The organism is Xanthomonas sp. BRIP62409 (assembly GCF_003992965.1).
Taxonomy (GTDB): Bacteria; Pseudomonadota; Gammaproteobacteria; order Xanthomonadales; family Xanthomonadaceae; genus Xanthomonas; species Xanthomonas euroxanthea.
Window position 1 is genome coordinate 20,396 of the sequence record NZ_QEZJ01000037.1, and the last position, 14,892, is coordinate 35,287.

11 protein-coding genes are annotated in these 14,892 nt (G+C 65.5%); 6 read left to right on the top strand and 5 right to left on the bottom strand.

What is annotated here, in order from left to right:
• Positions 1 to 161 precede the first annotated feature (161 nt).
• Complete coding sequence (locus tag EO170_RS21945) at positions 162 to 695, top strand: hypothetical protein (protein WP_343134531.1); 534 nt, start codon at positions 162 to 164, stop codon at positions 693 to 695.
• A gap of 215 nt (positions 696 to 910) precedes the next feature.
• Here the strand turns inward: EO170_RS21945 and EO170_RS21165 are convergent, their stop codons facing one another.
• Positions 911 to 1,867: a GAF domain-containing protein gene (locus EO170_RS21165; protein WP_126947913.1), complete on the bottom strand. Its 957-nt coding sequence runs from the start codon at positions 1,865 to 1,867 to the stop codon at positions 911 to 913.
• 332 nt (positions 1,868 to 2,199) lie between these two features.
• Here EO170_RS21165 and EO170_RS21860 point away from each other — a divergent pair, with 332 nt between their 5' ends.
• The 5 genes from EO170_RS21860 to EO170_RS21185 all read left to right on the top strand — a co-directional run bounded on the left by EO170_RS21860 (position 2,200) and on the right by EO170_RS21185 (position 6,233).
• Positions 2,200 to 3,285, top strand: a complete 1,086-nt coding sequence (locus EO170_RS21860) for a histidine kinase (RefSeq protein WP_126947915.1) — start codon at positions 2,200 to 2,202, stop codon at positions 3,283 to 3,285.
• Positions 3,282 to 4,004: a LytTR family DNA-binding domain-containing protein gene (locus EO170_RS21175; protein WP_241235979.1), complete on the top strand. Its 723-nt coding sequence runs from the start codon at positions 3,282 to 3,284 to the stop codon at positions 4,002 to 4,004. The genes EO170_RS21860 and EO170_RS21175 overlap by 4 nt, the downstream gene beginning before the upstream one ends.
• 65 nt (positions 4,005 to 4,069) lie before the next feature.
• On the top strand, positions 4,070 to 5,419 hold the full coding sequence (locus EO170_RS21180) for an acyl-CoA thioesterase/bile acid-CoA:amino acid N-acyltransferase family protein (protein WP_126947919.1): 1,350 nt from the start codon (positions 4,070 to 4,072) through the stop codon (positions 5,417 to 5,419).
• A gap of 20 nt (positions 5,420 to 5,439) precedes the next feature.
• Positions 5,440 to 5,586 (top strand): hypothetical protein, encoded by a 147-nt coding sequence (locus EO170_RS21565; RefSeq protein ID WP_164741130.1) that lies wholly within the window; start codon positions 5,440 to 5,442, stop codon positions 5,584 to 5,586.
• A gap of 341 nt (positions 5,587 to 5,927) precedes the next feature.
• Positions 5,928 to 6,233, top strand: coding sequence for a hypothetical protein (locus tag EO170_RS21185; protein WP_164741131.1), 306 nt, complete (start codon positions 5,928 to 5,930; stop codon positions 6,231 to 6,233).
• Positions 6,234 to 6,422: 189 nt separating this feature from the next.
• Here the strand turns inward: EO170_RS21185 and galA are convergent, their stop codons facing one another.
• The 4 genes from galA to EO170_RS21205 form a co-directional block, all read right to left on the bottom strand.
• The gene (gene galA / locus EO170_RS21190; RefSeq protein ID WP_126947921.1) at positions 6,423 to 8,990 is read right to left on the bottom strand and encodes a beta-galactosidase GalA; all 2,568 of its coding nucleotides are present in this window, start codon (positions 8,988 to 8,990) and stop codon (positions 6,423 to 6,425) included.
• The gene (locus EO170_RS21195) at positions 8,987 to 10,198 is read right to left on the bottom strand and encodes an arabinogalactan endo-1,4-beta-galactosidase (protein ID WP_126947923.1); all 1,212 of its coding nucleotides are present in this window, start codon (positions 10,196 to 10,198) and stop codon (positions 8,987 to 8,989) included. Before EO170_RS21195 ends, galA begins: the two co-directional genes overlap by 4 nt.
• 155 nt (positions 10,199 to 10,353) lie before the next feature.
• Positions 10,354 to 13,038: a TonB-dependent receptor gene (locus EO170_RS21200; RefSeq protein WP_126947925.1), complete on the bottom strand. Its 2,685-nt coding sequence runs from the start codon at positions 13,036 to 13,038 to the stop codon at positions 10,354 to 10,356.
• A gap of 369 nt (positions 13,039 to 13,407) precedes the next feature.
• Entirely contained in the window at positions 13,408 to 14,793 is a 1,386-nt protein-coding gene (locus EO170_RS21205) for a short-chain fatty acyl-CoA regulator family protein (RefSeq protein ID WP_126947927.1), read from the bottom strand.
• Positions 14,794 to 14,892: the final 99 nt, after the last annotated feature.

Below are 14,892 nucleotides of genomic sequence, written 5' to 3' on the forward strand. Positions count from 1 at the left end.
CCCGCGCTGTCGGGGTACGCCTGACGCATGTCAGGCGGAGCGGTTGCGCACGTGGGAAGGCAATGCAGTTGAGGGTTCGGCGGTTGTCGATGGCTGATGCGCGATAACACCGATGGCAGGGCTATCCACTTCCGACTAGGCACTGTGGAAGAGATGGAGCAGTGAACGCGCAATGGATGGCAGCAGTGGCGGATGCACTGAGTGACCTGCAGGCGGCAAGAGTGGCTCAAGGCGCGGTGCTTGAGGCGGTGCGCGCCTCGCATCCGGACCCCGCATCGCTGACCGGCTGCCAGGACCGCCTGTCGTCATCCCTGATGGCGACGGTTGCGCAACGCAAAGCCTTGTCGGCAGCGGCGAAGCCGGTCGAGGTTTACACGCTCGAACAGTTGGCGGCATGGAACGATCGCATCGAGCGCTGCGTCCCGCAGGCGAGGACGCAGTCGCAGGCCTGCCCGTTGCTAGGCTGCGCTGACCGAGCCCGTGCTCGACACCTGGCACGTCGCCATCCAGCGTTTGGCGTAGTCATACGCGGCGCGTTGATCGGCAAAGGCGATGCTTCCAGGTTGGCAGCGGTGCAAGGTGATGCCGCCGGGCTTGGAAATCAGAAGCTCCGGCAGGAACTTTCCATCGCACGGAACGCTGTGGGCAGTAAGCAGATAATCGCCCACGTGCCGAATTGCGGTGACGCCCAATAGCAATCCTCCTTGATGGGCAGGCACCTACCTTCGTCCAACATCAGTGTCAGACGATTGGCTGTCGATGCTCGCCGGGTGACACGCCATCATTGAAGAAAACAGCGCAATCCACTATCGGCAATAGACGAACGTGACTGTAAGTATTTTCCTGACCCGCCGATGGTGGTGCCGCTGCCATTGCTCCGTGCCCTCGGCCTGTAAGGCTTGGCCCGGTCCTACCGGGCGGCCGACGGGATCGGATGCGCATTGCTTTCGGCCGGATTTGCGCGTGGCAGGGGACCCACCTTGATGAGCTGATCGATATTGTCGAGCTGCTGCATTTCCTTGAACCAGCTGGCTCCCCATCGCGCGCTGAGCCCCTCGGCGTTCAAGGACGCCTGGATACGACGGGCGACCGACACCAACCCGGCTTCGCTGCTGCCAGGCAGGAACAGGGCGAACTCTCCGCGCGCCAGCTGCGCCAGGCTGTCCTGGGGACGGGTGGCCTGCTTCAGCAGGGCAACGGCCTTCGCTACGTTCTGCTCTGGCCCGACGCCGTCGGCCGAGCTGTTGGCGTCCACGTCAAAGCGCAATACGCCGCCTTGCTCGTTGCGATGGCGGTGATCCGCCGCTGCCTGCAGGACATCACGGAACGTCCGGAGATCGTAGAGGCCGGCCAACGCTTGTGCATTTTCCATGGCCTGCGGATCAGCCGGCAGCCGTTGCACCTCGGCCAGGTGCTGGGCCCACGATCCGGCCAGGACCCGTCCAAAGGTTTCAACCAGCGGCAGGAGGTGCTCGAGTTTGTCGTCGACGACCCGGTTGTCCAGCCCGCAGAGCATCCCCTCGACCTTGCCAGGGATTCGAATCGGCACGCCCAGGTAGCTTGCGATACCCAGCCGTGTCGCCACGGCGGACTGGGCCAGGTGTTCGACTTTCTGCAGGTCTGGGGCGAACTGGGGGCCGCCCATGACGATCATGCTGCGGCACACCGACTCGGGCCAGCTCAAGGACTGGTCGACCTTCAACCCGAAGGAGGCGTCGGTGCAGCCACGGATGATCCAATGATCGTTTTTGACCTCGGCAAGCACCCAGGTTTTCAGCGGCGTCAGCTCGGCAAGCCGCTCAAGCAGCTCGCTCGCGGTGTCTGCCATTCCGGAGAAGGGGACTTGGGTTCTGAGTTCGGTCGACATGGAGCGGCAGCGTTTGGGATGCATCTGATATCGGCAGTAAAGGATCCAGCTATAGCGAGGCCTCGCGCCATTTTCTGAACGGCGGAAGGCCGCCACCGGGCAGGCGTAGGTCGGCCTTAGTCGACACTCGGCTGGACCGCTGTCCCCCACGAGATGGTGAACTGCGGAGGCGAGCGGGCGAGCCAGGCCGCTGCCGTAAGGGCGCAAGCGAAGCGTGGCACGGAACATCGACGCCGACGGTAGAGGCGCCGGGCAGGCGAAGGCGCCAGGTGCGCCATGTCGTGGATATCGGTGATGTGGGGTAATCTGCGCCGTCCCGAGCATGACCGTCCATGCGGACACACACTTCTTCGATTGCCAAGCATCCATTGGTTCCGGTAGGCCTCCACTGGGCGGGCATCGCCGTGCCATGGCTCGTGCTCGCGCTGGCCTACGCTCCCGCGGTGGCCCTGACATCGCTGGCCGACAAGCCGCGCGGTGCTCTGGGCCTGCTCGGTGCCTTCCTGTTTCTGGTGGGAAGCTACGTGCCTTGGGCAGCGCTCACGCCGACGCTTCTCTGGCTGTCCAGACGATGGATCATTGGAACAGGGCGAAGCGCGCATCATCTGGCATTGATCGCCTTGACCGGCCTGGTGGCCATCCCAGTGTTGACGGTGCTGGGTTGGCTGCTTGGCCATGGTCTCTTGCACCTGGCAGGGTTCGAGGGCATGGGGTGGCGCGATCTCCAAGGCGGCCAGGGCGCCCTCACTGCGACGACCCTGTTCGCTATTCCCCTTTATTTGGTCGTCATGGGGGCAGGGCAGCTCTGGGGCCACCTGGTCTTGAGAAGTGAGCGAGAGCTGCTGCTGGCCCGAGTGAACGAACAGGCGCTGCGATCCAGGCTGCATCAGCACTTCATCTTCAATGCGCTCAATGCGATCGGAGAGCTTGGCTATCGTGACGCTGCTCGGGCGGACCTTGCGCTTGGCCATGTAGCGAACCTTCTTCGCGCGATGCTGGAAAGCGCGCCCGTGGTATCGCTAAGGGAAGAGATAGGCGCAAGCGCGGAGTTCATCGAGTTGCACCAGGTGCTGTCTGGTGACATCACGTTCAATATCGATGTAGAGCCGCGGGCATGGAATGCCCCGGTGTCCTCGATGGCATTGCAGCCGTTGCTCGAAAACGCCATCCAGCATGGAGCACGGGTGGGTGGCTTTGTTCGTATCGAAGTGAAGGCCATTGTCGAAAACGCCGAGCTCATGATCACTGTGGTGAACCCGATCGGTGGCGATCAGCCCGGGGGGCTGGGCATAGGGTTGGATCACCTGAGGAGGCGATTGGCTCTCACCCATGGCGCAGGGGCATCGTTGTCCACGGAGCGGCAGGCGACCTGCTTTGTCGCAACGCTCCGTTTCCCGGTGGGGACGGAGGCAGCGTGATTCGTACCCTGGTCGTCGATGACGTGGCGCTTGCGCGCGACCGGCTTGTGCGTTTTCTTGCGTCCGAGCCCGATGTCCTCGTGGTCGGTGAAGCGGCCACCCTCGAAGCCGCGCTTGTGCGGGCCAGGCTTGGAGATGTCGACCTGGTCCTGCTGGACATCGGTCTGCCCGATGGCAGTGGCCTGGACCTTGTGCGTCACCTGGAAACGCTCGTGCCACATGTCGTCTTCGTCACCGCCTACAGCGTGCACGCAGTACGCGCGTTCGACGCCGGGGCACTGGATTACCTTCTCAAGCCGGTGGATCCCAAACGCCTGCAGCTTGCGATACGCCGCGTGCGGCAACGCATCGACGGCAAGGGTGCGCAGACGGCCCGCCTGGCCGTTGACGTGGGGGATCGCACCGTCTACCTGGAACCGGCGCAGATTGACTATGTCGAGGTGGCGGGCCATTACGTCTGTATCCACGCCGGAAAGGACACGTATCTGCGCCGCGATAGCCTGGCAAACCTGGCCGATTGCCTTGAGCCACATGGATTTGTCCGTATCCATCGATCGTCCCTGGTGAATGTGACGCGTGTCGTGGCGCTCCGTCCGGCGCGGAACCAGGATGCTCAACTGGAGCTTCTAGGCGGCGCAACATTGCGGGTGAGCCGACAGTTTCGAGGACAACTCCAAGCGCGCCTGCCCACCTTGTCTCAGCCGCTGTTGCACGACTGAGGTCGTCGGACGCACGAGTCGCGCCACACGCAGCCAAAGCCAGGTGCCGGGGGCGCATCGTCCCGGTGTCCTTTCCCGATTTTTCCGTCATGCACCGACTCGCCATCGCCCTTGTTGCACTGCTGGGCTGCAACACCGCCTCTGCGGCAGATCTTCGCGTCTGGTCATTGGACAGCGGCGCAGATGCGCCCCTGGGTGTGCACGTCTCAGGCATGCAGCCCACCGAGCTTGTGGAACTCAGGCTCTCCATGAGGGATGCCAAGGGCAACCTCTGGCGCTCGAGCGCGCTGTACCGTGCGGATCTGGACGGCAGGGTGGATCCATCGAGCACGGCGTCGGAAGCGGGAACCTACGTCGGAGTCGATGAGGCGGGATTGTTTTGGTCGATGCGGCCGGAGGGGCCCTCCAGGCCTTCGCCCTTTCCCATCAGGAGGAGGGACGCGGATCTCAGGTTTGCACCGGCTCAGTTCACGGTGGAGATGGTGCTGGCCGGGCGGGTAGTTGATAGCGTCGAGATGCGACGATGGATCGATGGTGAAGGCGTCTCGGCATTCGCGGTGCATTCCCCCGGACTTGTTGCCAACGTTTACGCGCCCAGAAGTGCGTTGGTGGACGGACGCCGCCATCCCGCCGTCATTACCCTGGGTGGTTCCGAGGGGGGGATCGACAGTGCAGACATGTATGCCGCCTGGCTGGCATCGCATGGGTTTGTGGCGATGTCCGTTGGCTACTATCGCTTGCCTGGGTTGCCCAAGGATCTCGTGCGGGTGCCGATCGATCCTGTCTCGGTGGCCGTGGATTGGCTACAGAAGCAACGCTACGTCGACGCATCCGGGATTGGAGTGCTGGGCGGCTCATGGGGCGGCACCATTGCGATGGCGGCGGCATCGCATGATCAGCGACTCCACGCCGTGGTTTCGCTGGTGGGAAGCCCGGCGCCCTTTCGGGGCATCCAGCGAGACGTCGAGCCAGCTGACTTCCGCGCCGTCGACAAGCCCGGCTTGACCCTTGCAGGGAAGGACCTGCCATTCCTGCCCTACCGTGCGGGCGCCTCCTGGCTGGACGACACGGATTTGCAGGCCCAGGCGGCATTGAAGGCCGCAATGTTGCCCCTTGAGAGGATCAACGGCCCGCTGATGCTTGTCGCGGCAGGGGACGACCAACTGGGTCTTTCCGGCCAGATGGCGGCGGTGGCAAAGCGTTACCTGGCCCAGCACGCGCGCAAGCAGCCCGACCAGATCCTCTATTTCAGCGATGCGGGGCATCTGATCTCGCCGCTGTGGCAGCCAACAACCTACCGGCATGAGTTGGGTCCCCATCTTCAGGTCGGAGGCAGCCCTCAGGGGTATGCAAGAGCCGACCGGGAAAGCGGCGCGGCTGTGATTCGTTTCCTACGCGCTGCCCTGGAGCGTTGAATCGTGGGCACACGTGTGCGATGCAATCGCAAATCAGGCCATGCGATCTGACAAACCAGCGCAGCGTCCAGGCTGGCCTCACGCTGTCGTCCGGCATCACCGGTGCGCTGCTGCATGTCATGGCCGAGGCCGTTATCCGCCGGATCTTCGATCATGGTCGGCAATGACGGCGTGCGCGCAGCGCCCCCATGGCCCGGGCAATGAGCGCGGGATGTCGAGCGGCATCGTCTCCGACAATGGCCGCGCCTGTGATGCGGACGTCGGGCGCTGCCTGGAGACCGACGGATTGCGTCTATCGTCGCTGCTGGCGGAAGTGAGCGTGACGTTGTCGCGTTGGGTCCTGCTTGCGCGTTCGTCTCGATATGCAAGACCTGCGTGAGGCGGGTCCGCGCGCGCCGCCACACCGGGGAGACGTGTTCGCCGGCACCGGGTCGATGATGGCTGCACATGGCCGTGCCAGCGGAGGCGCTACCGTGTGGGGCACATCACGCAGGCGGTCCGGTCGGGTATGGAACAGAAACAACATGAGTGGATGCAGGCGGTGACCGAGGCGCTCAGCGACCTGCTGGCCGCACGCGTGGCCCAGGCCACGCTGCTGGAAGCGATGATGGTCTCGCATCCCGACCCGGTGATGCTGCGCAAGGCATGGGACGAGTTGGCGTCCCAGCGCATCGCATATGTCTCGCAGAAAAAAGCGGTGGCCGCCGATCCACGGCCGATGGATGCCTACACGCTCGAGCAGTTCCAGGCCTGGGAAGAAAAACTCAGCCGCTACTTTCCGCGTACGCCGGATGCGGAGCGCCCGGATGCATGAACTGGCCGGTCAACGGCTCACTCGCGTGACGTGGCGGCGATGGGGCGGGCGGGTGTGGCCACTCTGCATGACGCTTGCGCACGCGGGCGCCAGTGACTGTGCCGGGAGCCGGTCATGGCTCCCGGGCCTGCGGTCAGTTGGTGCTGACGTGGTTTTTGGTGATCAACGCAGCCGCTGCTCCTGCTAGCGTCAGGCCACCGATGCGCGCAGCCTGGCCTTGTCGGCATCCAGGCGCAGGGTGGCAGCGGCGAGGCCGGGCGCGGTGGCCTGCAGCACGATGCTGCCGGCGCTGCGCGTGCTCTGCAGCAGGGCCGCACAGAGTCCATTGAAGGCCTTGCGTTGCGGCGCCTTGTCGTCCTCGTGGCTGGCAGGGTCGCCGTTGCCCACGCCGATCAACCGCGCCGGGCCGCGCAATGCGAACTGCACCAGCGTATCGGCGGTGGGAACGACGCGGCCCTGTGCATCGACGATTTCCACCTTGACCACTGCCACGTCTTCGGCATCGGCGCGCAGTGCATTGCGGTCGCAGCTCAGGCGGATCGCTGCCGGCGTGCCGGCCGTCTCGCGGCGTTCGCTAAGTACCAATTTCCCGCCGCGATAGCCGCGTGCCTCGATCACGCCCGGTGCGTAGGCCACGCGCCATTCGACATGGCCGTAGGCCGGCACCTGCTGCAGGCCCTGGCTGACGCCGTTGACCAGCAGTTCCACCGCTTCGAGATTGCTGTGGCACCAGACCGCGACGCGACCCTTGTCGTCGGGCTGCAGCAGGCCGTCCCAGTTCCAGTGCGGGAACAGATGCAGCACCGGTTCGCCGGTCCATTGCGCGCGGTAATACCAGTAGTTGTCCTTGGGGAAGCCGCAGCTGTCGAGCACGCCGAACTGCGAGGCGACATTCGGCCAGCGGTTGTAGGGCGTGGGCTCGCCGCGGTAGTCGAAGCCGGTCCAGATGAAGCCGCCTGCGATATACGGGCGCTGCGCGACATAGCTCCACCAGGCTTCGGCGGTACTGGCCCACCAGGGGTGGTCGGTGTCGTAGGCGCGGGTGTAGCCGCGCGTGTCGTCGCGCTGGTAGTTGCCGCGCACCGACACGGTGCTGCCGGTTTCGCTGCCATAGATCGGAATGTGGGGGTACTGCGCGTGGAAGCCATCCATCTGGCTGGTGCGGTAGTTGAAGCCGACCACATCCACGACCTGGCCAACGCCATCGCCAAAGCCCTTGTCCATGGCGAAGGTGGTGGCACGGGTGGGATCGAGCTGGCGCACGCGTTGCTGCATGCGGCTGACGATGCGCGCGCCGCGCTCGGTGACCTGCTGCGGTTCTTCGTTGCCGAGCGACCACAGGATCACGCTGGGATGATTGCGCCCGCGCCGCACCATCGTCTCCAGTTCGCCCATGGCTTCGGGGTCGGTGGACATGCGGCGGGTCTCTTCGATCACCAACATGCCGAGCCGGTCGCAGAGTGCGAGCAGTTCGGGCGTGGCCGGATTGTGCGAGCTGCGGTAGGCGTTGCAGCCCATCGACTTGAGCTGGCGCAGGCGCCATTCGTGCAGGCTGTCCGGGATGGCGGTGCCGACGCCGGCGTGATCCTGGTGGTTGTTGGTGCCATGCAGCTTGAGTGGTGCGCCGTTCAACAGGAAGCCGCGTTGTGCGTCGAAGACGGCCGTGCGCACGCCGAACGGCGTGACCAGCGCATCGACCGCCTTGCCATTGCTGTGCACGCTGGTGGTCAGGTGGTAGAGCTGCGGGGTGTCGATCGACCACAATGCAGCCTGGCCAAGCGGCAGGGTCTGCTCGACGCGCTGTACCTGGCCGGGTGCAACGGTGATCGTGGCGCTGGCTGCCTGTGCGACGACGCGCCCATCCGGCGCGGTCACGCGCACCTGCACCGTGCATTGGCGCGCGGCGCTGCCATCGTTGCGCACTTCGGTGGACAGCTGCGCGGTGGCGTTGCCGCCCTGCACGGTGCTGCGCACGAACACGCCGTCCTGCGGCAGATGCAGCGGGTCGGTCTTGTGCAGCCACAGATGGCGGTAGATGCCGGCGCCTTCGTAGAACCAGCCTTCGCCCAGCGTGGCATCCACGCGCACGGCGATGAGGTTGGGCTTGCCGTAGTCGAGCACTTCGCTGAGATCGACCTCGAAGCCGCAATAGCCGCTGGCATTGCGCCCGACGATGTGGCCGTTGCAGAACACGATGCAGTCGCGGAACACACCGTCGAACACCAGGCTGATGCGCCTGCCCAGATCGCTTGCGGGAATCTGCAGCGTGCGCCGATACCAGCCCACGCTGGTTTCCGGAAAGCTGGTGCCCAGCGGCTTGTAGCCGTGCGCAGCGGCCGGGTCCTCTTCGGTGATGGTGGCCGAGATCGGTTCCTGCCGGAAGGGCAGGGTGACCGCCCAGTCGTGCGGCAGATCCAGCAGTTCCCAGCCACTGTCGTCGAAGGCGAGTTGCGCGGCGGTGGCAGTGTCCTTGCCCGCCTTGGCGAAGCTGCGCTGGAAGGTGCCGAACTCGAAGTCGCGCGACGGGTCGCTGGCGTGGCCAAGATGGAAACGCCAACCGAAGTCGAACAGCAGCCGTTCGCGCGGTGCCAGGGCTGCATCGCCGAGTGCGGCAAGCGGCGTGGCGTTGTCGGCTGCAGCTGGCGCTGCAGCGGCGATGGCGGGCAGCAACGCACCGGCCGTACCGACCGGAAGTGCGACGCCCACGCCGCTGGCGAGCATGCCGCGCAGCAGTTCGCGGCGATTGATGCCGGTCATGGCTGGGTCCTCTTGCGGGCGTCGGTGGGCTTGCCTGGGGTGATCGGCGCAGGCTTGGCTGCCGCAGGCTGACCGGACGCCGGCACGCCGGTATACGGGTGACGCATGAAGTCGATCGTCGGCAGCACGTCATTGCCATGCTTGAAGTCGAAGAAGCTGGCGTTTTCCCACGACGAGCCGGTGCCCCAGCGGGTCTTGCAGCTGCTGCTGGTCCATGCCGGCTCCCAGTACACGACGCCGGCGCCGCCGGTGTCGATCACCAGTTGGGTGAGGTCGACCATGTAGCGGAACTGGCCCTGCGGTGTGGCCGGGTAGCCGGCAATCAGCGAATCCTCGCCGAGCAGGTTGTGCGAGGTGTCGCCGGAGTCCAGCGTCCACGGATAGGCGGTTTCCACCACCACCACATCGGCATCAAAGCGGCCGCGCAGGCGCGTGATGGTCTTGCCCAGCTCGGCCATCGATTGGGTCGACCATTTGCGGTAGTAGCTGATGCCGATCAGGTCGTAGTCGGTGACGCCGGCCTTGGTGGCGGCGGCAAACCACGGCTCCACATTTTCCGGCTGGGCGATATGCAGCATCACCCGCGGCTTGATGGCCGAGCGTGCGCCGATGTCGCGCACTGCCTTGATGCCGGCGTTGAACAGCTTGGCGTTGCGCTGCCAGTCGATGGGGCGCTTTTTGTCCCACGGCTGGCTGTCCATCAGATCGGAATTGCTTTCGTTGCCCACCTGCACCAGCTCCGGCATCAGGCCGGCACGGTCGAGCGCGCTGAGCGTGTCATAGGTGAAACCGTACAGCGTGCGCGCCAGTTCATCGGTATCGGTGATGCTGGCCCAGGCCTTGGGAATCAGCTGTTTTTCGCCATCGGCCCAGTCGTCGGAATAGTGCAGGTCCAGCAGCACCTGCATACCCTGCGCACGTGCGCGCGCGATGGTCTTCTTGACGTCGGACAGGTCGCTGTAGCGGGTCCAGCGGGCATCGTTCCAAAACCGCACGCGCACCAGGTTGGCGCCGTGCGCATGGAACAGTTCGAATGGGTCCTTGACCACGCCGTTCTCGCGGTATTGCACCCCGCATTCCTCCATCTCGTTGACGTAGGACAGGTCCGCGCCCAGATACAGCGTGGCGGGGGCCGGGGCGGCGTGTGCGAAGGTGGAGATGGCCAGCGCGAGCAGCGCGGGTGTCCAGAGGCGACGTGTGGAGCGCATGCAATTCCTCGACAGATAGAGCGCGGAGCGGGTGACAGCCTGCCGCAGGCGGCGGTGCCGTCGTGCGGTCGGTGCGCAATCGCACCGCCGCTGACGGAGACGATTGCGCACCGCCCGCAGCTGTGGAGCAGTCGTGCAGCGGAAGTCAGCGACGCTTAGAACTTGTAGGTCGCTTCCAGCGAGTAGCGACGGCCAAACACCTGGTAGCCGCCGTCGTCCTGGTTGGCCAGGCGGTTGGGCTTGTTGTCGGTATAGGCGCGCAGCGGTTCGTTGGTGAGGTTGCCGGCCTGGAAGCGGAAGCCGAGCTGCTTGCTGTACTGCCAGTTCAGGCTCAGATCCACCGTGCCTTCGCTCTGCAGCCGTGCCAGGCGCGCCGCATTCCAGCCATACACCACGGTGTAGGGGCTGTGGTACTTGTAACCCACGCGCGCTTCGAAGCTGCCGTTGCTGTACCACAGGTCGAAGGTGCCGGTCTTGCGTGCCAGCCCGCTCAACGGCAGCGGGTTGTTCTCCGGCGAGAATTCCTTGAGGTTGGAATCGACCAGCGAGAAGTTGGAGTAGACGCCGAAGTTTTCCATGTGCGGGATGAAGTAGAACGGCGTCTGGAAGGTGAGTTCCACGCCGTTGATATGCCCGCCACCGCCATTGAACGGGGCGCTGACCAGGTAGTCCAGGCCGTTGATGATTTCGCGGTCGGTGCGGTAGCCGATGCTGGAATCCACTTCCTTGCGATACACGGCCAGTGCGGCGAGCGCTTCCTTGTGGAAGTACCACTCGTAGGACAGGTCGACCTGGGTGGCCTTGAACGGATCCAGCTGCGGGTTGCCGCCGCTGCCGGTGAGCTGGCCGATGGTGACGTTGGGATCGTCCAAGCGCCGGCCGGTGCGTAACTCGTCCAGCGGCGGACGCGCGATGACCTTGGCCACCGCAAAGCGCAGGATGCGTTGATCGTCGATCAGGAAGTTGACGGTGGCACTGGGCAACACGTCGGTGTATTCCTTGCTGTCGCTGCTGGCCTGTACGGTGGTGCCGACCGAATCGAAGCCGTCGCTGGTGGTCTTGGTGTTGACCAGGCGCACGCCGATATTGCCGGTGACATCGGTGCCGAACAGCTGCGAGCTGAAGACCGCCTTGGCGAAGGCTTCGCGCACGTCTTCCTTGACGTTCCAGTGGTCCAGCAACTGCTCGTTGAGCGTGGCCGGGTCGAACCCGCCGAAGCCGATCTCGGCGATGGCATCCATGTTGCCGCCGGTCAGCGTGGGCACGTTCAAGTCCGGCATGGTGACCGGGTAGATCAGGCCCTGATAGGCCGAGATCGGCTGGTCATAGCCGGACTGGTTGCTGATGAAGCGGCGGTTCTGCTTCTCGCGGCGCGCGGCACGTGCGCCGAACTCCAGCGAAGTGAAGGCGGCTGCATCGATCGAGCGGCTGGCGTTGAGCGCCAGCGCGGCGATCTTGTCGCGCAGCCCCTGCGGCTCGGTCTGGCCGGCGATGCCCCATTCGGGCGTATCCGAGCTGGTGCGGATGGTGGGGGTGACGCTGCGGCGGAAATCGAACGAGACGGTGTCCGGGTTGCTGCCGAAGCGCACCGCCTGCCAGGTGTTGTCGCGCTTGGCCTGCGAGAACGACAGGTCGCTGCCCAGCGTCCACACATCGCCGCTCCACTTGGCGTTCAGGCCGCCGGCGGTGAGCGTCTTGACCTCGTTGTAGTGGCTGACCACATGGTCGACCTGCAGGTTCGAATTGGCCAGCGTGCCGGCCACCACATCGCCATCGACGATGGTGTAGGACGAGCCCGGCGTGGTGTACGGATTGGCGCCGGTCGAGAAGGTGCTGTAGGCCAGGCCGTTGAACCAGTTCTGCAACTGGTCTTCGTCGATCTCGATACGCGAGTACAGGCCGTCGAACTTCAATTCGAAGTTGCCCGAGCGCCATTGCACGGTGCCCATCGCACCGGTGCGGGTCTGGTCGGTCAGCTTCAGCTGGTCGGCCGCGCCGAACGGAGTCGGGTCCACGGTCCCGTCGCCATCCACATCGCGCGAGGTGGTGGCATCGGTATAGCCCCAGCTGCCGATCGAGGAGTTGGAATTCTTCTGCTTCTGGTAGGTGGCGCCCAGCGCAACGGCCAGGTTGTCGTTGATCTGGTGCACCCAGCTGGCGCCGAAGCGGCTGCCCCACGGGGTGTAGCCATCCACGTCCTTGGCGTGGTCGTAGAACACCGGGCCGGCGGTGCCGACAAAGCCCGGGCCGGTGTAGTCCAGCGGGCTGATGGTGGAGATGTCCACCGTTGCCGCGAGACCGCCGGCGACCAGGTCCGCCGACTGGGTCTTGTAGACCTTGACGGTGGAGACGATTTCGGTGGGAAACACTTCCCAGCGCACCGCGCGATTGGGCTCGGAGGAGGCGATCTCGCGTCCGTTGACGGTCCCCATGGTCATGCGCGGGCCAAGGCCGCGCACGGTGGCCAGGCTCTCGTTGCCGCGGTCGCGGGTGCCGTTGACGCCAGGCAGGCGCACCAGCGCTTCGGCCACGGTGACGTTGGGCATCTGCCCCATGTTGTCTGCGGAGATCACTTCCATGACGTGATCGGACATCTGCTTGGCCTGCACCGCCTGATTCAGGCTGGCGCGCTGGCCGATCACGGTGACGTTGTCGAGCGTGACCGGCGGCGCAGCCGCGGTGCTGGTGTCGGTGGCCGGCGCTGCGGCAGGCGCGCTGTCCTGCGCGTGCGCACTGAAGGCGGTGGCCAGCACGCAGGCGATGGTGGTGCAGAGGACGTCGCGCACGGGTGTGCGGCGCAGGCGCCGGCTGGCCGAGTGGCCGGTGTGGTGAACGGGCATCGTTTGATCCCTCCCAGGACAAAGTTACCGAATGAAATAGTGGCCGCTGGTGCGGCGCTCTGGCGCGGCTGCGCGCGGGTGCGTCCGGCGCGGGCATGGCGGTTGCTGCGGTACTGCGGTGTGGAGCCGATTGGTCGTTTGCGTGACGCTGTGACGATCGTCGATCGCCCTGGCGTCCCCCTGTCCTGCATGTGTCCGCTTCAGGGTAGAAGCGCAAGTCATTCCATTCCAATGAAGCATTTTGCGTGAGCTATCTCGCGTTGGAATGCTGCACTGCAGCGGTAGCGTCTGGTTCGTCACCGTTGCGGCGTGAGCTGCAGGCGCCGGGCAATGACTTGCCTGGTCGATGCGACGGGCCCTGCTCCCCGGTCAGCGTGCTCTGGCAGACAACCGCGGCAATGCCGGAAATGCGCGCTGCACGCAGTCGTTGCGTTCGCAGGTCAGGCAGCCGGGGCCGATCGGTACCGCATCGTCCACCGCATCCAGGTCCCAGCCGCGCGCATACACCAGCTGATCGGCATGGCGCAGGTCGCACCCCATCGCCAGCGCAAAGGTCTTGCGCGGGCGGCCATAGCCCGGCGCGCCGCTGCTGACCTGGCGCGCCAGCCAGAAATAGCGCCGGCCATCGGGCATGCGTGCGATCTGGGTGAGGATGCGGTCGGGCTGGTTGAAGGCCTCGTAGACGATCCACAGCGGGCAGGCGCCGCCGACATGCGAGAAATGGAAGTCGGTGGCCGAATGGCGCTTGGACACATTGCCGGCACGATCGACCCGCATGAAGAAGATCGGCAGCCCGGCCGCGCCGCGCCGCTGCAAGGTGCTGAGCCGGTGGCAGACCGCCTCGAAGCCGACGCCGAAGCGATCGGCCAGCCATTCGATGTCGTAGCGCGAGCGCTGGGCGCTGCGCAGGAATTCGCCGTACGGCATCACCAGGGCGCCGGCGAAATAGTTCGACAAGCCAATGCGCGAGAGTGCAATGCGCTCGGCATCCTCGAAGCCGGCATCGGCGATGCGTGCGTCCAGCAGCGGTGCGCATTCCAGCAAGGCCAGTTGCGCGGCCATCTGGAAGGCCTGCTGGCCGGGGCGCAGATGCGCCGGCAGCCACAGCACGCGCGCCTGCGTATCCACGCTGCGCTTGTCGCTGTGCAGATCGGGCGCGTCCTGCACCAGCAGGCCGTGGCGGTCGGCCAGGCGTTGGCGCAGCCGCAGCGGCAGGTTGTCCGAGGTCAGGCCGAGTTCGGCGTACAGCGCCTCGGCGCGCTCATCCAGTTCCGGCAGATAGTTGTGCGCGCGATTGAAGTAGTCGCGCACCTGCTCGCCCGGCGACAGCGAGGGCAGCGCGGCGTGGTCGGCGCCGATCTGTATTTCCAGCGCGGCGTTGCGCTCGAGCAGGTGCTGGTGGGCGCGGTGCAGGTCCAGCAGGGCCTGGGCCACCTGCGGCAGATTGCCGGTGAGCACACGCAGCTCGGCGGCCGACAGGCTGTGGCCCAGGCTGCGCAGCGATTCGTCCAGCGGCTCGACCAGCGCGGCCGGGTCGTCCAGGTCGAGCAGGCCATCGAGATCGCCCAGGGTGGCCTTGAGCCGTTGCTGGATCGCCAGGGTCAAGGGGCGCTGGTTGCGCTCGATCTGGTTGAGGTAGCTCGGCGACAGGCCGAGCCGGCGCGCCAGCTCGGCCTGGGTCAGGCCGTGGCGCTGGCGCAGCCGTTGCAGGCGCAGGCCGAGCTGGTGACGGAGCGGGAGCTGCGACTGGGGCATTCGCAAGATTCGCAAAAGAGTGGCGGCAGCTTAGCGCGATTAAGCAGTCTCGGGCTGGGAAAGCCAGCTCGCGCTGCGAACAATGCGAAGCATCTGCAC